Genomic DNA, 16,951 nt, shown 5'->3' on the forward strand with positions numbered 1-16,951 from the left:
CGACGCCCGTCCCCGCCTAGGCGGTGGGGACGGGCGTCCGCGCGTCCCGGCCCGTGCGGCCGCCCCCGCGCCGGTCGCGGTGACGCTCGCGCCGCTGGAGGAGGCGGACGAGGAGCCCGTAGAGCAGCAGACCGACGGCGAGGCCGCCGCCCGCGCCGAAGCAGACGGTCGGGATGATGTCGAGCGGGGTGCGGATCCGGTCGAAGAACGTGAAGAAACGCACCACCCGCAGCGTGATCCCCGCCGCCACGCACGCGGCCACCAGCGCGGCCCCCCACAGCGTCACCGCGCGGCCGAGCACCGGCACCGACGCGGGCACGGGCGCGGCCGGCAGCCGGCGCAGCGCGGTCGCCGTGAACCACAGCAGGACGACGGCGGCGACCGCCGAACTGCCGTACTGGACGAAGGAGTAGAGCGGCAGGCCGAAGGCGAGGGGTTCGCCCAGCCGCGGCAGCGCGTTCGTCCCCCAGCGGTCCGCGTGCGTGAAGCTGTCCCACACCACGTGGGTGAGCGAGCCGGTCACCGCCGACAGGTAGAACCACAGCGCCAGCGCGGGCGCCCGGCGCTCCCGCCAGGACGCGCCGCGTACGAACGCGTACGTCCTGCCCCGCCAGGCCCGCGGCAGCAGGGCGATCAGCGGCTCGCGCAACAGGAGCCAGTACCCGGCGAGGAGGGCCGTCAGGACGGCGTCCACGGTGAGCACGCCCGGCAGCGAGTGCGCGAACGCGCCGTAGCCCATGACCCCCTGGACGACGGCGTCCGCGAAGTAGAAGGTGTCCGGCGCGAAGGACCCCAGCACCAGGGCGGAGGCGACGAGCGGCCCCCGGGCCCGGCCGGTCCGGCGGACGGCCGGAAGTACCGCGGCCGCATGGCTGAGTGTGAAGGGCATGACGCTGCTCCTGGTCCTTGGCGTCGGGACAGTATGCGTGACCTGCGCAGGGACGTGGGGATCCGGTGAATTCCGGGCCGCAGTGCGTGCCGTGTGCAGGGAGTTGACGTAGGGTCACGCGGACGTCTAGGGGAGGGGTCCCGCTCATGTCGGCACGAATAGTCGGACGCGGCCTGCGCAGGGGCGCGGCCGCGGCTCTGGTCTCGGCTCTGGTCGCCGCCGCGATGACGGCCTCGCAGGGCCCGGCCGCCGGACTCGCTGACCGGACGGCCGTGGCCGGAGAGGCCACCGGTCCGCAGGCCGCCGCGGTGGCGGGCGGCCCGGGCGCCTCCGGGGGCGACTCCTCCTACTTCACCGAACTCCCGCCGCTGGTCAGCCCGCAGCCCCCGGCCGTGCTGCTGCCGGAGGACGGGCAGGCGGCCGTCCGGCCGACGCCCGCTCCGACGCCCGACGCCGCGGCCGGGCAGGCGCCCGGGCAGAACGTGGTGCAGGTGGCGTGGGAGGGCGCGCAGGGGATCCCCGCGAGCGTGCTCGCCGCGTACCGGGAGGCCGAGCGGAAGGTGGGGGAGGGCGACCCCGGCTGCGGGCTGCGCTGGCAACTGCTCGCCGCGATCGGCAAGGTCGAGTCGGGCCAGGCGCGCGGCGGGCAGGTCGACGCCGCCGGGACCACGCTGCGGCCCATCCTGGGGCCCGTGCTCGACGGCAACGGCTTCGCGAACATCTCCGACACCGACGGCGGGGCCTACGACGGCGACGCCCGCCACGACCGGGCCGTCGGGCCGATGCAGTTCATCCCCTCCACCTGGGCGGCGTGGGGGGCGGACGCGAACGGCGACGGACGGCGCGACCCGAACAACGTCCACGACGCGGCCCTGGCGGCCGGCCGCTACCTGTGCGCGGGGAGCCGGGACCTGCGGACCGGGGCGGGCCTGGACCGGGCGGTGCTCTCGTACAACCAGTCCGCGGAGTACCTGAGGACGGTGCGGTCCTGGTACGCGTACTACCTCCAGGGCACGCACGAGGTCCCGGACGCGGGCGGTTCCGGCGGCGGTGGCGGTACGGGGGCCGGTGCCGGCACCGGTGCGGGTACGGGTACGGGTACGGGGCAGCCGACGGGCCCGAAGCCGACGCCCACCCCCACCCCGAAGCCGAAGCCGAAGCCGACTCCCGCGCCGACGCCGAGCCCGACTCCCACGCCGACTCCCACGCCGACGCCGAGCCCGACTCCCACGCCGACGCCGAGCCCGACTCCCACGCCGACGCCGAGCCCGACCCCGACTCCCACGCCGACGCCCACTCCCACGCCGACCTCGACCCCCACCCCGACGCCGACCCCCAAGCCCACCCCCTCCGCGTCGGCCTCCCCCTCGGCGACGCCCTCCGCCCCGGCTTCGCCCAAGGCGAGCCCCACCCCGGGCGCGCTCCCCCCGCGAACCCCGTAGGGCCCGGCTCCCCCCACGAACCCCGTAGCGCCCGCCGCCCGCCGTGGGCCGTGGGCCACAGGCCCGTCCCGCCCGCCGCCCGGGCGGGACGGGCCTTCTTCGTGCAGGTCCAGACGGGTTCTCATCTCGCCCCCGCGTTGCTACGGTACGCCTCCCTGACGCCCCATCAGATATCGGAGGCCCCGGCATGCGCGCACTCGTCGCCGCCGCCATCGGGCTGGCCGCCGCGCTGGCCCTCGTCCTCGCCGTCACGGCGTTCGGGGCGCCGGAGGGCAAGACCTCCCCCAAGCCCCTGCTCACCACCGCGCCCGCCGCGCCCGGAAAGTAGAGGAGGCCGGCCGTGCGACGCAGAGCGAGTCTCGTCCTGCTTGCCCTCGCCGTGTTCTGCGCAGCCCTCGCACCGCTGCTGCGCTGGTACGCGTACCCCAGGCTCGCCAAGATCCCGCCGGGCCAGTACCAGGAGATGGTCCTGGAGGCCAAGGACGCGACCCTCCTCGACTACGCGGGCGGCATGCAGCCGAAGAAGGTCGACAAGGTCACCATCGTCCAGACCCTCAAGGGCAACGTCGAGGCGTCCCGGGAGGTCGAGGCCGACGCCGGCAAGGACGTCGTCGTCTGGGACACCCTGACCTACATCATCGGGCCCGACGGCAAGATGGTCTCCCGGATCCCCGAGCGCTACCTCTTCGACGCCCACACCCAGGACCCGGTGCACGCCACCGGCGAGATGGTCGACGGAGACCCGGTCAAGCGCGAGGGCATCGAGTTCAAGTGGCCGTTCTTCACCGAACCCCGCGACTACCTCTACTTCGACGCGCAGACCCGCACCTCCTCCCCGATCCACTACGTCGGACCGCGCACCTACCGGGGCATGGAGGTCTACTGCTTCGAGCAGACCGTCCCCTGGACCAAGGTGCCCATGCCGAAGAAGATGCCCATCGAGGGCATCGACCCGGCCACGATCGAGCAGACCACCGGCACCACCCTCTGGTACACGGTCAAGGCCCGCTTCTGGGTCGACCCCGTCACCGGCGCCCCCGTCAACGCCGAGCAGGACATCCAGCAGGAGATGCGCGGCGGCATCGCGGCGGGCGCCCCCGACGGCAGGCTCACCGCCTTCGCCGGGCACGTCACGATCCGGCCCGACTACGCGAAGTACACCTTCGACCTGGTCGCCTCGAACCGTACGAAGGTCCTCGCGCTCCACACGTACGCCCCGGCCGGCCTCGCCGCGGCCGGCCTGGCGCTGCTGGCGGCCGCCCTCTGGCTGGAGGCCCGCGGCCGCCGGAGGGAGGACGGGGTCAGCGCCTGAGCCGGGCGTTGGTGTGCCGGGTCGGCTCCGCGGTCGCCGGGTCCTCGGGCCACGGGTGCTTGGGGTAGCGGCCGCGCAGCTCGGCGCGGACCGCGCGGTAGCCGCCCTGCCAGAAGGAGGCCAGGTCGGCCGTGACGGCGGCCGGGCGCCCGGCCGGCGACAGCAGGTGGACCAAGACCGGCACCCCGGCCACGCGCGGGGTCTCGGCCAGCCCGAACAGCTCCTGGAGCTTGACCGCGAGGACGGGCTGCTCGGCCGCGTAGTCCACGCGGATCCGCGAACCGCTGGGCACCTCGATCCGTTCCGGGGCCAACTCGTCCAGCCGGGCGGCCTCGCCGCCGGCCCAGGGCAGCAGCCGGTTCAGGGCCTGGCCCGCGTCGATCCGGGCCAGGTCGGCGCGGCGGCGGGCCCGTGACAGCTCCGGCTCCAGCCACTCGTCGGCCCGCTCCAGCAGCGCCGCGTCGTCCGCCACGTCGGGCCAGGCGCCGCCCAGGGTCCGGTGCAGGAAACCGAGGCGGGCCCGCAGCCCCTGCGCGTCCGCGGACCAGCGCAGCAGGCCCAGGCCCTCCGTGCGCAGCCCGTCGAGCAGGGCCGCCCGGACCAGTGCCGGGTCGGGGTCGCGCAGCGGGCGCGAGGCCAGCTCGACCGCGCCGAGCCGGGTGACGCGCCGGGCCACGAGGTCCCCGTCCTCCCAGTGCACCTCCTCGCCCCCGGACCGCAGGTGGGCGGCGGCGGCCAGGGCGGTGTCCTCGTCGATGACGGCGGCCAGGCGGACACGGGCGGAAGCGGAGTGCGGGGCCCGGTCGGCGACCGCGACGGCCAGCCAGGGCGCGCTGCGCAGCCCCGACCCCTCGCCGGTCTCGGCCCCGGTCCCGGAGGCCATGAGGAACCCGCCGCCCCCCTTGGCCCTCGCCACCCGCTCGGGGAACGCGAGCGCGGCCACGAGCCCGGCGGCGGAGTCGTCGGTCGCGGCCCCGCCGCCCGGGCCCCGGCCCGGACCCCGCTCCTCGGACGCCGCGGGAGCCGGATTCCGGCCGCCGCCACCCGTCGCCCCGCCGGAGGACACGGCCCGCTCCAGCCGGCGCACCTCCGCGCGCCAGCGTCCCGCGTAGGCGTCGCCGCCGTGCCGGGCCGCCCGCCAGGCGCCCGCGAGGTCGTCCCCGTACTCCCGCGGCGGTTCCTCGCTCAGCAGCGCCACCAGCTCCGCGGCCCGCCGCGCGCCCAGCGCCTCCGTACCGTCCAGCAGCGCCCGCGCCAGCCGCGGGTGCAGCCCCAGCCGGGCCATCCGCAGCCCGCGCGGGACCGGCCGGCCCGCGGGGCCGACCGCACCGACGACCGACAGCACCTCCCGCGCGGCGGCCATGGCCCCGGCCGGCGGCGGGTCCAGCAGGGCCAGCCCGGTGGCGTCCGGGTCGCCCCAGCAGGCGGCCTGGAGCGCGAACGCCGCCAGGTCCGCGGTCCGGATCTCGGGGGAGGGGAAGGAGGCCAGCCGCGCGTCCTCCGCCTCCGCCCAGCAGCGGTACACCGTTCCCGGCGCCTCCCGCCCGGCCCGCCCGGCCCGCTGACGGCCCGCCGCGCGCGACGCCCGTACGGTGGCCAGCGCGCCCAGGCCCCGCGCGTGGTCCACGCGGGGTTCGCGGGCGAGTCCCGAGTCCACGACCACCCGTACGCCGGGCACGGTCAGGCTCGACTCCGCGACGGCGGTCGCCAGGATCACCCGGCGGTGCGCCGCCGGGGTCAGCGCCGCGTCCTGGACGGCGGCGGGCGCCCGGCCGTGCACCTGGAGCACCTCCGCGTCCACCCCGCCCAGCTGCCCGGCGACCCGGGCCAGCTCGCCCACGCCGGGCAGGAAGCACAGCACGTCGCCGGAACGTTCCGCCAAGGCCCGGCGGACCACCGACGCCACGTGCGCCAGCTGCGCCGGGTCCACCAGCATCCCGTGCGGGGGCCGCACCGGCCGGGCCGGCGGTGCCCACACCGTCTCCACCGGGTACGAGACGCCCGCGGCCTCGACCACCGGCGCCGGGACCCCGTCCGCGCCGCCGAGCAGCCGGGCCCAGCCCGCCGCGTCCGTGGTCGCCGAGGCCGCCACCAGCCGCAGCTCCGGGCGCAGGGCCGCGCGCACGTCGAGGAGGAAGGCGGCGGCGGTGTCGGCGTCCAGGTGCCGCTCGTGGCACTCGTCCAGCACCACCACGTCCACCCCGGCCTGCTCCTGGTCCCGCTGGAGCCGCTGGAGCAGGACACCGGTGGTGACCACCTCCACGCGGGTCGAGGGCCCCACGACCCGCTCCCCGCGCACGGTGAAGCCCACCGAGGCGCCCGGCTGCTCGCCCAGCAGCCACGCCATCCGCCGCGCGGCGGCCCGGGCGGCGATCCGCCGGGGCTCGGCCACCAGCACCCGGCGCTCCGGGCCGCCCCCCACCAGCCCCGCGAGCACCAGGGGCACCAGCGTGGTCTTGCCGGTGCCGGGCGGGGCGCACAGCACCGCCGCGCCCCGGTCCTCCAGGGCCGAGACGAGCGCGGGCAGGCACTCCCGTACGGGCAGGGCGTCGAGGGCGGCGCTGCGGATCATGTCAGTCGCGCTCGCAGACGAAGATCGCGGTTCCCGGGATCAGGTTGCCGCGCAGCGGGGACCAGCCGCCCCACTCCTGGGTGTTCCACGCGGGCCACTCGGGCTCCACCAGGTCCAGCAGCCGGAATCCGCCCGCGACCACGTCCCGGACCCGGTCGCCGAGGGTGCGGTGGTGCTCGACGTAGACGGCGCGCCCCTGCTCGTCCTGCTCGACGTACGGGGTCCGGTCGAAGTAGGAGGCGGCGACGGAGAGGCCCTCCGGGCCCGGCTCGTCGGGGAACGCCCAGCGCAGGGGGTGGGTGACGGAGAAGACCCAGCGGCCGCCGGGGCGCAGGACGCGGTGCACCTCGCGCATCACGTTCACCGGGTCGGCGACGAAGGGGACGGCCCCGTAGGCCGAGCAGGCCAGGTCGAAGGATCCGTCGCGGAAGGGCAGCCGGCCGGCGTCGGCCTCGACGAGCGGGACCTCACCGCCGATGCGCAGGGCGTGCTGGAGCTGGCGGTGGGAGAGGTCCAGGGCCACCGGCCGGGCGCCCCGGGCGGCGAGCCAGCGCGAGCACTGGGCGGCCCCGGCGCCGATCTCCAGGACGTCCTTGTCCTTGAGGGAGGCGGCCGGTCCCAGCAGGGCGGCCTGCTCCTCGTCGAGGCCCTCCGGACCCCAGACGAAGCGGTCGTCGCCGAGGAAGGCGCCGTGTTCGCTCTGGTAGTCGTCGGCGTTGCGGTCCCACCAGCCGCGGCTCGCCCGGCTGCTCTCCGCTTCCCCGGCGTCACGCCGGGTGGCCTCGGCGTCGTCCCCGGTGGCGCTTTCGGCGTCGTACGCGTCTTCGGGGGCGTAGTCCTCTTGGTTCATGGGGCCCGTCGTCGTAGTCTGCGGATGGGTTCTGGATTGCTCATCGGGGCGTCCCCGCCCACGAATTGTGCCGGTTGTGCGGTGATCTGCCCGCGGTGTGCGCCTTCGCGCATTGACCCTGTCCGGCTGCCCCCGTATGCTACAAGTTGCGCTGCGAGCCTGTGCTCCTCAGACCTAGCAGGCTGCGCTTGCATCTGTTGATGTCCCCTCGGTTTTCGAGGCCCTTCCCCTGCGGGGAATCTGGGCTTCTTTGGCTGTCCGGCTTCTTCGGCAGATGCCGATAAGGGCTCCCGGCGTAGCAGTACCTACGACTTTCTGTCCGTAACCGGAGCCCTTTCCCACATGACGAGCAGCACCGAGACCACCGCCACCACCCCTCCGCAGGTAGCGGTCAACGACATCGGTAACGCGGAAGCCTTCCTGGCCGCGATCGACGAGACGATCAAGTACTTCAACGACGGCGACATCGTCGACGGCGTCATCGTGAAGGTCGACCGGGACGAGGTCCTGCTCGACATCGGTTACAAGACCGAAGGCGTGATCCCGAGCCGCGAGCTCTCGATCAAGCACGACGTCGACCCGAACGAGGTCGTCAAGGTCGGCGACGAGATCGAGGCCCTGGTTCTCCAGAAGGAGGACAAGGAAGGCCGCCTGATCCTGTCCAAGAAGCGCGCTCAGTACGAGCGTGCCTGGGGCACGATCGAGAAGATCAAGGAAGAAGACGGCATCGTCACCGGTACCGTCATCGAGGTCGTCAAGGGTGGTCTCATCCTCGACATCGGCCTCCGCGGCTTCCTGCCGGCCTCCCTCGTCGAGATGCGTCGCGTCCGCGACCTCCAGCCCTACGTGGGCAAGGAGCTCGAGGCGAAGATCATCGAGCTGGACAAGAACCGCAACAACGTGGTCCTGTCCCGCCGCGCCTGGCTTGAGCAGACCCAGTCCGAGGTTCGCCAGACGTTCCTCACCACCCTGCAGAAGGGTCAGGTCCGCTCCGGCGTCGTCTCCTCGATCGTCAACTTCGGTGCCTTCGTGGACCTGGGCGGCGTCGACGGTCTCGTGCACGTCTCCGAGCTGTCCTGGAAGCACATCGACCACCCGTCCGAGGTTGTCGAGGTCGGCCAGGAGGTCACCGTCGAGGTTCTCGACGTGGACATGGACCGCGAGCGCGTCTCCCTGTCGCTGAAGGCGACGCAGGAGGACCCGTGGCAGCAGTTCGCCCGGACCCACCAGATCGGTCAGGTCGTCCCGGGTAAGGTCACCAAGCTGGTTCCGTTCGGTGCGTTCGTCCGCGTGGACGAGGGCATCGAGGGTCTGGTCCACATCTCCGAGCTGGCCGAGCGCCACGTGGAGATCCCGGAGCAGGTCGTCCAGGTCAACGACGAGATCTTCGTCAAGGTCATCGACATCGACCTTGAGCGTCGCCGGATCTCGCTGTCGCTGAAGCAGGCCAACGAGTCCTTCGGTGCCGACCCGGCGTCGGTCGAGTTCGACCCGACCCTGTACGGCATGGCCGCGTCCTACGACGACCAGGGCAACTACATCTACCCCGAGGGCTTCGACCCCGAGACCAACGACTGGCTTGAGGGCTACGAGACCCAGCGCGAGACGTGGGAGCGCCAGTACGCCGAGGCGCAGGTCCGCTTCGAGCAGCACCAGGCGCAGGTCATCAAGAGCCGCGAGGCCGATGAGGCCGCTGCCGCCGAGGGCGCTGCCGCCCCGGCCGCCGGTGGCAACGCCGGTGGCGGCGCCAGCCTCTCCGGTGGTTCGTACTCCTCCGAGGGTGCGGACGAGACCTCCGGCGCCCTGGCGTCGGACGAGGCCCTGGCCGCGCTCCGCGAGAAGCTGGCCGGCGGCCAGAGCTGATCGCAGCGCAGCACAGGCATCGCGCCACGGCGTGAGCTGAGCTGAAAGACGAGGCCCGTCCCCTCCGGGGGGCGGGCCTCGTCGCGTCGTTCTTCCTGTGAAAGCCGCCAACTGGGGAATGGCCGGGCCGCCTTGGACGTTGGCACGGGAGAACACGGCGCGAGGGAGGAGTGGTGAGGGTGCTTGATCCACAGGGTCTGTACGAATGGGACGCCAAGGGCCTGGCGGTGGCCGACCTGGCGCTCGCCCAGGACTCGGCCGGGCTGGTCATGCTCTACCACTTCGAGGGGTACATCGACGCGGGCGAGGCCGGCGAGCAGATCGTCGAGCGACTCCTGGAGACCCTGCCGCACCAGGTGGTGGCCCGGTTCGACGCCGACCGGCTGGTGGACTACCGGGCCCGGCGCCCGCTGCTGACCTTCAAGCGCGACCACTGGACGGACTTCGAGGAGCCCCGGCTGGAGGTCCGCCTCGTCCAGGACGCCACCGGCGCGCCCTTCCTGCTGCTCTCCGGCCCCGAGCCGGACGTGGAGTGGGAGCGTTTCGCCGTCGCCGTCCGCCAGATCGTCGAGCGGCTCGGAGTCCGGCTCTCGGTCAACTTCCACGGCATCCCCATGGGCGTCCCGCACACCCGTCCCGTCGGCATCACCCCGCACGGCAACCGGACCGACCTGATGCCCGGCCACCGCAGCCCCTTCGACGAGGCGCAGGTGCCCGGCAGCGCCGAGTCGCTGGTGGAGTTCCGCCTCGGCCAGTGGGGACACGACGTGCTGGGCGTCGCCGCCCACGTTCCGCACTACGTCGCCCGCTCCGCGTACCCGGACGCCGCCCTCACCGCGCTGGAGGCGATCACCGCCGCGACGGGGCTGGTCCTGCCGGCCGTCGCGCACGCCCTGCGCACCGAGGCGCACCGCACGCAGACCGAGATCGACCGGCAGATCCGCGAGGGCGACGAGGAGCTCGTCAGCCTGGTCCAGGGTCTGGAGCACCAGTACGACGCCGCGGCGGGGGCCGAAACCCGGGGGAACATGATCGCCGAGCCCGCCGAGATCCCGTCGGCGGACGAGATCGGCCGCGAGTTCGAGCGCTTCCTCGCCGAGCGCGAGGGCGAGGCGTAGGCGGGAGGGCCGCGTGGCCTGTGGGGGCCTGGCCTTCGCGGGGCGGCGGGGCCTAGGGTTCACAGCATGTTGAAAGTGGGCCTGACAGGCGGAATCGGTGCCGGCAAGAGCGAGGTCTCGCGGCTGCTGGCGGGGTACGGGGCGGTCGTCGTGGACGCCGACCGGATCGCACGGGAGGTCGTGGAGCCGGGCACCCCCGGGCTCGCGGCCGTGGTGCGGGCCTTCGGGGACTCCGTGCTCACCGCCGACGGGTCGCTCGACCGGCCCGCGCTGGGCGCCGTCGTCTTCGCCGACCAGGAGCGGCTGCGGACGCTGAACGCGATCGTCCACCCCCTGGTCGGGGCCCGGTCCGCCGAGCTGGAACGGGCGGCGGGGCCCGACGCGATCGTGGTGCACGACGTACCGCTGCTCGCGGAGAACGGCCTCGCGCCCCTGTACGACCTGGTCGTGGTCGTGGACGCCGCCCCGGCGACCCAGCTGGCCCGGCTCACCGCGTTGCGCGGCATGACCGAGGACGAGGCGCGGGCCAGGATGGCGGCGCAGGCCACGCGGGAGCAGCGGTTGGCGGTGGCCACGCTGGTCATCGACAACGACGGGCCGCTGGAGGCGCTGGAGCCGCAGGTGCGCGCGGTGTGGAAGGAACTCGTGGCGCGGGCGGCGGAACCCGTGGCCCCGCAGGAGACGGTCGGCGACTGAGCCGGCGCGGTCGGTGGAGAGTCCGCCCGGTCGGTGGAACGGGCGCAGCGGCCGGGGGGCGTTGAACGCGCCCCCGGAGGGAAGGAAAGTCTTCGTGTCCGATACCCCGCCCCCGCCGCCCCAGCAGCCGCCCGCCCCGGGCCCGGGCCCGCGGGAGACCAGTCCCGAGACCCACGTCATCGACTACCGGGCCGCCGAGCGGCTGCTCGCCGCCCGCGACCCGCGCGGCGCGCTGCGGCTCCTCGACTCCGTCATAGCCGCCCACCCCGAGAACACGGCGGCCCGGCTGCTGCGCGCACGGGCCTTCTTCGCGTCGGCCCAGCTGCGTGCGGCGGAGCGGGAGTTCGCGCTGGTGCTGGAGCGCGAGCCGGACAACGCCTTCGCCCACTTCGCGCTCGCCCGGACCCACGAGCGGTCCGGGCGGCACGAGCAGGCGCGGCGCCACTTCCGGCTCGCCGCCGCCCTCGACCCGCAGCCCGAGTACCTGGCCGCGGCCCGCTTCGAGAAGTGACTCAGGGACGGCGGCGCGGCGGCTCGTACGGGGGCACGTCAGGGCCCGGCTGGTAGTGCGGGCCCTGGTGGATGTGCCGGACGACGACGGCCATGTCCACCGCCGCCACCGCCACGAGCACCGCGCACGCGGCCGCCCACCCGGGAAGGCCCGCCAGCGAGAACACGGCCGCGCCGGCGGCTCCCCACAGCAGCCCCCACAGACTCAGCCAGAGCCGCAGGCGCAGCGGGCTGCGTGCGGTCACCGGCTCGTTTCCGGTACGCATGGACATCGCCTCACGTCCATGGTCCCACCGGCCGGGGCAAGGCGGCCACGGTCAGGGGTCGAGCCGGTTCACGGCCGTGGTGGTCGTCTTCCTGAAGGCGGGTACCGGGGCGTCGGTCAGGTGGCCCATCCGCCCCCACATCACCGCGGTCACCGTGGAACCGTCCCGTCCGATGCCGTACGGGTGCACGCCCGGCTCGGACTCGGGGACGGAGGTGTCGACCCCGTAGGCGTGCGCGCCCTCCTCGACGGCCAGCTTTCCGTAGTCCTGCAAGGGGCCGTGCCGCCGCTGACGGCCGTCGTACGGTCGCACGTGTGGGCCTCGGGATGCGACCACGCCTACCTCTCCGAGCGGGCCCCGGCCGACGTGCCCGCGCTGCCCGTGGAGGCGGACGCCCCTGCCTGGGCGCGCCCCGGCCGCCGGCCCGGCCCGTCGGGGGCAACGGCGCCGGGGAGCCGGTCCCGGCGCCGGCCTTCCCCTGCGGGTCTCGGCGGCCGATCCCGCGGTGCTGAGGGTGGAGGCCGCCGCCACGGGATGCGACTGCGAGTGGCACCTCGACCTGCGCTGGAGCGGCCCCGGCGGATCCTCGGGCACCCTGCGGCTGGACGACTCCGGTCGGCCGTGGCGGACCAGCGCCACGGCGGGGCGGTCCGTGTACGGGTTCGCGAGCGAGCAGGGCCGCCGGACCCGCTGACCGGTTGCCGTCCGCCCGTCGCCGGAGGGCGTCCGCGCAGGTCAGCGGCGGTTGTCAGCGGGCCCGCCTAGACTCGGCGGCAGTGGATCCGCCATGACCGGGCGGGGCCGGACACCTGGGAGGGGGCGCCGTGGGCACGCCGCAGACCATGCCGCAGCAGTACCGGCAGGGGCCTGCCCCCGCGCCCCCGTCGCCCCTGCTCCGGCGGGCGGCCGTGTTCCTCCCCGCCGCCGTCCCGCGCGAGGGGCGGGTGGCCTTCTGGTGCCCCGAAGGGGATCCGCTGCCCGAGACCGGTACCCCCGGCCCGCTCCAGGTGGTCCGCCCGCACGGCGCGGGGGTGCGGACCCGTACCGTGCCCGCCGTGACCCTGTCCGTGGCCGAGGCCCTGCCCGTGCTCGTCGGGGCGCCCCACAGCCCCGCCGCGCATCCCGCCACCCGCGCCTGGGGCACTGCCGCCCGGCTCGCGCTGTCCCTCACCGCGCGCGGCCGCCTGCTGCCGGGGCTCACCCCCGACGGGGTCGACGCCTGGCGGGCCGGGCCCCTCGACGCCGAGGACGTCGCGTACCTGCGCGCCCTCGCGGCCGCCCTCCCGTACGAGGCGTACGCCACCCCGCTCGAAGGCCGCCGCCCGCTGACGCTGCCCGAACCGGAGGCCCTGGTACGGGCGTTCCTGGACGCCGTGGCCGACACCCTGCCCCGTACCCCGGCCGCGCCGTTCGCCGCCGGGCGGCCGTTCGCCGCGCGGGAGCCCCAGCGGGTGCCGGGGATACGGGAGTGGGCCACGCAGGTCGCGGCCGGCGCCGATGCGGGGGTGGGAGTCTCGCTGCGGCTCGACCTGTCCTCCTTCCGTCTGTTCGACGAGGCCGAGCCGGAGGACGTGCGCCGCGCCGGAGCCGCTGTGGTCCAGGTGCACAGCCTCGCCGATCCGACCCTGGTGACCGATGCCGGGCTGCTGTGGGCCGGGGCGGCGGCCGCCGGGTTCGGCCCCCGTGCCCGGATCGACGCCGTGCTCGCGCTGCGCCGGGCCGCCCGGGTCTGGCCGCCGCTGCTGCGCCTGCTCGACCAGCCCGTGCCCGATGCCCTGGCCCTGTCGGACCCGGAGCTCGAAGACCTGCTGGGCACCGCCGCGCCCCGCCTCGCGGCGGCCGGAGTACAGGTCCACTGGCCGCGCGAGCTGGCCCGTACGCTCTCGGCGACCGCCGTCGTCCGGTCCACCGCGCCCGGTTCCGCCACCGACGGCACCGCGTTCTTCGACGCGGCCGGGCTGTTCGCCTTCTCCTGGGAGCTGGCCCTGGGCGGGGACCGGCTCACCCCGGGGGAGATGGACGCCCTCGCGCAGGCGCACCGGCCGGTGGTCCGGCTGCGCGACCGGTGGGTCCGCGTCGATCCGGAGCTGGTGCGCAAGGCCCGCAAGCGGGAGCTGGGGCTGCTGGACCCGGTGGAGGCGCTGGCCGCCGTGCTGAGCGGGTCCGCCGAGGTCGACGGGGAGAGCGTGCCGGCCGTCCCGGTCGGGGCGCTGGCCGCGCTGCGCGAGCGGCTGACCGGGGAGCCGGCGGAAGTGGTGGCGCCGGTGGGGTTGCGGGCGACGTTGCGGGACTACCAGCTGCGGGGTCTGGCGTGGCTGGACCTGATGACCTCGCTCGGGCTGGGCGGTTGCCTGGCCGATGACATGGGGTTGGGCAAGACGGTCACGCTGATCGCCCTGCACCTGCACCGGGCCCGGCCCGAGCCGACGCTGGTGGTCTGCCCGGCGTCCCTGCTGGGGAACTGGCAGCGGGAGATCGAGAAGTTCGCGCCCGGGACACCGGTGCGCCGCTTCCACGGCGCGGGCCGCAGCCTGGACGGCCCGGCCGGCGGCTTCGTGCTCACCACGTACGCCACCATGCGGGCGGCGGCCGCCCAACTGGCCGAGCAGCGTTGGGGCATGGTCGTCGCCGACGAGGCCCAGCACGTCAAGAACCCGCACTCGGCGACGGCGAAGGCGCTGCGGACCATCCCGGCCCCGGCCCGCGTGGCCCTGACAGGCACCCCGGTCGAGAACAACCTCTCGGAGCTGTGGGCCCTGCTCGACTGGACCACCCCGGGTCTGCTGGGCCCGCTCACCACCTTCCGGGCCCGCCACGCCCGCCCGGTGGAGCACCAGCAGGAGGAGGACGGGGGCAACGAGGCGGCCGTCGCCCGGCTGGCGGCGCTGGTGCGGCCGTTCCTGCTGCGCCGCAAGAAGTCCGATCCGGGGATCGCCCCCGAACTGCCGCCGAAGACCGAGACGGACCACCCGGTGTCCCTGACCCGGGAGCAGGCCTCGCTCTACCAGGCGGCGGTGGAGGAGGCGATGGCGGTGATCGAGTCGAGCGAGGGCATGGAACGGCGCGGCATGATCATGAAGTTGCTGGCCTCGCTCAAGCAGATCTGCAACCACCCCGCCCAGTACCTGAAGGAGGATCCGCCCCGGATTCCGCACCGTTCGGGGAAACTCGCCCTGCTCGACGAGCTCCTGGACACGATCCTGGCCGAGGACGGTTCGGTGCTGGTCTTCACCCAGTACGTGACCATGGCCCGGATCCTGGAGAGGCACCTCGCCGACCGCGGCATCCCCTGCCGGCTCCTGCACGGCGGCACCCCCGTCCCGCGCCGCGAGGAACTCGTCGACCTGTTCCAGTCCGGCGAGGTCCCCGTCTTCCTGCTCTCCCTCAAGGCCGCCGGCACCGGCCTCAACCTCACCCGCGCCGGGCACGTCGTCCACTACGACCGCTGGTGGAACCCCGCCGTCGAGGAACAGGCCACCGACCGCGCCTACCGCATCGGCCAGACCCAGCCCGTCCAGGTCCACCGGATCATCGCCGAAGGCACCGTCGAGGACCGCATCGCCGAGATGCTGGAGGCCAAGCGCGCCCTGGCCGACGCGGTGCTGGGCTCCGGCGAGTCGGCGCTGACCGAGCTGACCGACCGGGAGCTGGCCGATCTCGTCTCCCTGCGGAGGCCGGCGTGATCACCGCGCGGGACGACCGCCGCCGCACCTTCGAGACCGTGCCCGCGGGCGTGGAGGCGGCGACCTGGTGGGGGCGCTCCTGGGTGGCCGCCCTGGAGGAGCGCGCGCACGACGGCGCCCGGCTGGCGCGGGGCCGTTCGTACGCGGCCGAGGGCCACGTCGACGCGGTCACGGTCACCCCGGGCCGGATCGTGGCGTACGTGCGGGGCAGCCGGGCCCGCCCGTACCGGACCGAGCTGTCGCTGGCCGCCTTCACCGACACCGAGTGGGCCGAGGTCCTGGAGGAGGTGGCGGCGGACCCCGCGGCCCTGGGGGCCCTGCTGGAACGGGAGGTCCCGCAGTCGCTCGCGCGGACGGTCCTGCCCGGCGCGGGCGAGCTCGTCGTGCGCTGCTCCTGCCCGGACGTGGGGCGGCCGCCCTGCAAGCACGCCGCGGCACTCTGCTACCGGGCGGCCCGGCTGCTGGACGCCGACCCCTTCGTCCTGCTGCTCGTGCGCGGCCGCGGGGAGCGCGAGCTCCTGGAGGAGCTGGCCCGGCGCAACGCGGCCCACGCCGCGCGCGAACAGCCCGACGCCGCACCGGACTTCCCCGGAGTTCCCGCCCGCGCGGCGGTGGCCCGTACCGTCCTGCCGCCGCTGCCCCTCCCGCTGGCCGCGCCCGCCGCCGTCGGTCTGCCGCCCGCCTACCCGGCGGACCCGGCCGCCCCGGACCCGCTGGCCCTGGACCAGCTCGCCACCGACGCCGCCGCCCGCGCCTTGGTCCTGCTCGGCACCGGAGCCGATCCGACCGGCGGGCTCACGCCGTGGCAGGACGCCGTCCGGCTGGCCTCCGCGCATCCCACGGCCGGCCTCACCGGCGCCGCCCGGACCCTGTACCGGGACCTGGCCCGGGCCACCGGCCGCACCAGCACCGACCTGGCCCGCGCCGCCGCGGCCTGGCGCCAGGGCGGTCTGTCCGCCCTGACCGTCCTCGACGAGCCCTGGGACCCCCCGGCCGGCCCCTTCGACCGGGCCCGGCCCGCCCTCCTCGCGGCGGGCCAGGGCTCCTTCCGGCCCGAGCGCAACCGGCTCACCTCCGGCACCCGCCAGCTCCGCCTGAGCCGCGAGGGCCTCTGGTACGGCTACGAGTCCCGCCCCGGTGGCGACGACTGGTGGCCCACTTCGGCCCCCGCCTCCACGGACCCGCTCACCGCCCTGCCCCGGTGACGGCGGCGGCCCACGCCGACAGGGCCGTGAAGTCGCGCTCGCGCAGGCCGTGGCGGGGGTGGACGCGCAACAGCAGGGCCGGGGAGGGATGATGGGCGGCCACCCACGCCCGGTCCTCCTCAGTGATCATGTCGTCGACCCAGGCGAAGGGGCGGCCGGCCGCCCAGTCCAGGAGGGGCCGGGTCTTCCAGAAGAGCCCGTCGGGGTCGCGGGCGAAGAGCTCCGGCCACTCGATGACCGGAAGGTCGTCGGGAAGGCCTATGCGCGGGGCGACCAAGGTGTTGGCCTGGTGCGTCCAGGCCGTGGCCCAGGCGAGGTCGAAGGGCAGGGCCAGCAGCCGGGCCCCGTGGCCGGGGTGGAGCCGCACCCGCAGGCCGCGCCGGGCCCGGCGGGACTCCGGGTCGCGGTAGGAGAGCCAGACGTCGGGGCGCATGCGGTGGCTCGCGTACCCGCGCAGGGCGGCGAAGGGGTCGCGGAAGGGGTTGAGGGGGCCGTCCACGTCCAGGAGCAGCAGCGGTCGTTCCGTCATGAAGTAGGCACTACCC

General features: G+C 75.2%; 16 protein-coding genes. 10 read left to right on the forward strand and 6 right to left on the reverse strand.

Annotated elements, in window-relative coordinates; translation table 11 throughout:
• Positions 1-16: 16 nt before the first annotated feature.
• Complete coding sequence (locus SLAV_RS27550) at positions 17-889, reverse strand: DUF4184 family protein (RefSeq protein WP_078950562.1); 873 nt, start codon at positions 887-889, stop codon at positions 17-19.
• Between the two features lie 146 nt (positions 890-1,035).
• On the opposite strand from SLAV_RS27550, the gene SLAV_RS27555 reads away from it, so the two are divergent.
• From SLAV_RS27555 to pgfA, 3 genes are all read left to right on the forward strand, one after another.
• Complete coding sequence (locus SLAV_RS27555; protein ID WP_037688172.1) at positions 1,036-2,331, forward strand: lytic transglycosylase domain-containing protein; 1,296 nt, start codon at positions 1,036-1,038, stop codon at positions 2,329-2,331.
• Between the two features lie 187 nt (positions 2,332-2,518).
• Positions 2,519-2,659, forward strand: coding sequence for an SPW_0924 family protein (locus tag SLAV_RS40640; protein WP_106979781.1), 141 nt, complete (start codon positions 2,519-2,521; stop codon positions 2,657-2,659).
• A 12-nt stretch (positions 2,660-2,671) separates the two neighbouring features.
• A complete protein-coding gene (gene pgfA, locus SLAV_RS27560; protein WP_030237309.1) occupies positions 2,672-3,643 on the forward strand; it encodes a cell envelope lipid trafficking protein PgfA in 972 nt (323 codons plus the stop codon).
• Here the strand turns inward: pgfA and hrpB are convergent.
• Both hrpB and SLAV_RS27570 read right to left on the reverse strand, forming a co-directional pair.
• Positions 3,633-6,215: an ATP-dependent helicase HrpB gene (gene hrpB / locus SLAV_RS27565; protein ID WP_030237307.1), complete on the reverse strand. Its 2,583-nt coding sequence runs from the start codon at positions 6,213-6,215 to the stop codon at positions 3,633-3,635. The two genes, pgfA and hrpB, sit on opposite strands and share 11 nt — an antisense overlap.
• A 1-nt stretch (position 6,216) precedes the next feature.
• Positions 6,217-7,065 (reverse strand): class I SAM-dependent methyltransferase, encoded by an 849-nt coding sequence (locus SLAV_RS27570; RefSeq protein ID WP_030237305.1) that lies wholly within the window; start codon positions 7,063-7,065, stop codon positions 6,217-6,219.
• Positions 7,066-7,407: 342 nt separating this feature from the next.
• Here SLAV_RS27570 and rpsA point away from each other — a divergent pair, with 342 nt between their 5' ends.
• The 4 genes from rpsA (at position 7,408) to SLAV_RS27590 (ending at position 11,253) form a co-directional block, all read left to right on the forward strand.
• Positions 7,408-8,928, forward strand: coding sequence for a 30S ribosomal protein S1 (gene rpsA / locus SLAV_RS27575; protein WP_030237302.1), 1,521 nt, complete (start codon positions 7,408-7,410; stop codon positions 8,926-8,928).
• A gap of 179 nt (positions 8,929-9,107) precedes the next feature.
• The gene (locus tag SLAV_RS27580; protein ID WP_030237301.1) at positions 9,108-10,046 is read left to right on the forward strand and encodes a PAC2 family protein; all 939 of its coding nucleotides are present in this window, start codon (positions 9,108-9,110) and stop codon (positions 10,044-10,046) included.
• Positions 10,047-10,112: 66 nt separating this feature from the next.
• Complete coding sequence (coaE, locus tag SLAV_RS27585) at positions 10,113-10,742, forward strand: dephospho-CoA kinase (protein WP_030237299.1); 630 nt, start codon at positions 10,113-10,115, stop codon at positions 10,740-10,742.
• Positions 10,743-10,920: 178 nt separating this feature from the next.
• The gene (locus SLAV_RS27590) at positions 10,921-11,253 is read left to right on the forward strand and encodes a tetratricopeptide repeat protein (protein WP_037688198.1); all 333 of its coding nucleotides are present in this window, start codon (positions 10,921-10,923) and stop codon (positions 11,251-11,253) included.
• A 1-nt stretch (position 11,254) separates the two neighbouring features.
• Here the strand turns inward: SLAV_RS27590 and SLAV_RS41145 are convergent, their stop codons facing one another.
• A complete protein-coding gene (locus SLAV_RS41145; protein ID WP_030237295.1) occupies positions 11,255-11,518 on the reverse strand; it encodes a DUF6343 family protein in 264 nt (87 codons plus the stop codon).
• Between the two features lie 51 nt (positions 11,519-11,569).
• Entirely contained in the window at positions 11,570-11,830 is a 261-nt protein-coding gene (locus SLAV_RS27595) for a hypothetical protein (protein ID WP_030237293.1), read from the reverse strand.
• A gap of 193 nt (positions 11,831-12,023) precedes the next feature.
• On the opposite strand from SLAV_RS27595, the gene SLAV_RS27600 reads away from it, so the two are divergent.
• The 3 genes from SLAV_RS27600 (at position 12,024) to SLAV_RS27610 (ending at position 16,406) form a co-directional block, all read left to right on the forward strand.
• Positions 12,024-12,212, forward strand: coding sequence for a hypothetical protein (locus SLAV_RS27600; protein ID WP_100660979.1), 189 nt, complete (start codon positions 12,024-12,026; stop codon positions 12,210-12,212).
• Between the two features lie 148 nt (positions 12,213-12,360).
• On the forward strand, positions 12,361-15,201 hold the full coding sequence (locus tag SLAV_RS27605) for an SCO1167/SCO6262 family helicase (RefSeq protein WP_100661314.1): 2,841 nt from the start codon (positions 12,361-12,363) through the stop codon (positions 15,199-15,201).
• Positions 15,198-16,406 (forward strand): SWIM zinc finger family protein, encoded by a 1,209-nt coding sequence (locus SLAV_RS27610; RefSeq protein WP_030237288.1) that lies wholly within the window; start codon positions 15,198-15,200, stop codon positions 16,404-16,406. The genes SLAV_RS27605 and SLAV_RS27610 overlap by 4 nt, the downstream gene beginning before the upstream one ends.
• Here SLAV_RS27610 and SLAV_RS27615 read toward each other — a convergent pair.
• Positions 16,387-16,935 carry a hypothetical protein gene (locus SLAV_RS27615; RefSeq protein ID WP_030237286.1) on the reverse strand — a complete coding sequence of 183 codons (549 nt, stop codon included), beginning with the start codon at positions 16,933-16,935 and terminating at the stop codon, positions 16,387-16,389. The two genes, SLAV_RS27610 and SLAV_RS27615, sit on opposite strands and share 20 nt — an antisense overlap.
• Positions 16,936-16,951 lie beyond the last annotated feature (16 nt).

Source organism: Streptomyces lavendulae subsp. lavendulae (assembly GCF_002803845.1).
Taxonomy (GTDB): Bacteria; Actinomycetota; Actinomycetes; order Streptomycetales; family Streptomycetaceae; genus Streptomyces; species Streptomyces lavendulae.

What these genes read in the sequence shown, in the direction of transcription:
- hrpB (WP_030237307.1), bottom strand. Translation starts at nt 6,215, where the DNA reads ATGATCCGCAGCGCCGCCCTCGACGCCCTGCCCGTACGGGAGTGCCTG.
- SLAV_RS27550 (WP_078950562.1), bottom strand. Translation starts at nt 889, where the DNA reads ATGCCCTTCACACTCAGCCATGCGGCCGCGGTACTTCCGGCCGTCCGC.
- SLAV_RS27570 (WP_030237305.1), bottom strand. Translation starts at nt 7,065, where the DNA reads ATGAACCAAGAGGACTACGCCCCCGAAGACGCGTACGACGCCGAAAGC.
- SLAV_RS40640 (WP_106979781.1), top strand. Translation starts at nt 2,519, where the DNA reads ATGCGCGCACTCGTCGCCGCCGCCATCGGGCTGGCCGCCGCGCTGGCC.
- SLAV_RS27605 (WP_100661314.1), top strand. Translation starts at nt 12,361, where the DNA reads ATGCCGCAGCAGTACCGGCAGGGGCCTGCCCCCGCGCCCCCGTCGCCC.
- SLAV_RS27615 (WP_030237286.1), bottom strand. Translation starts at nt 16,935, where the DNA reads ATGACGGAACGACCGCTGCTGCTCCTGGACGTGGACGGCCCCCTCAAC.
- rpsA (WP_030237302.1), top strand. Translation starts at nt 7,408, where the DNA reads ATGACGAGCAGCACCGAGACCACCGCCACCACCCCTCCGCAGGTAGCG.
- coaE (WP_030237299.1), top strand. Translation starts at nt 10,113, where the DNA reads ATGTTGAAAGTGGGCCTGACAGGCGGAATCGGTGCCGGCAAGAGCGAG.
- SLAV_RS27555 (WP_037688172.1), top strand. Translation starts at nt 1,036, where the DNA reads ATGTCGGCACGAATAGTCGGACGCGGCCTGCGCAGGGGCGCGGCCGCG.
- SLAV_RS41145 (WP_030237295.1), bottom strand. Translation starts at nt 11,518, where the DNA reads ATGCGTACCGGAAACGAGCCGGTGACCGCACGCAGCCCGCTGCGCCTG.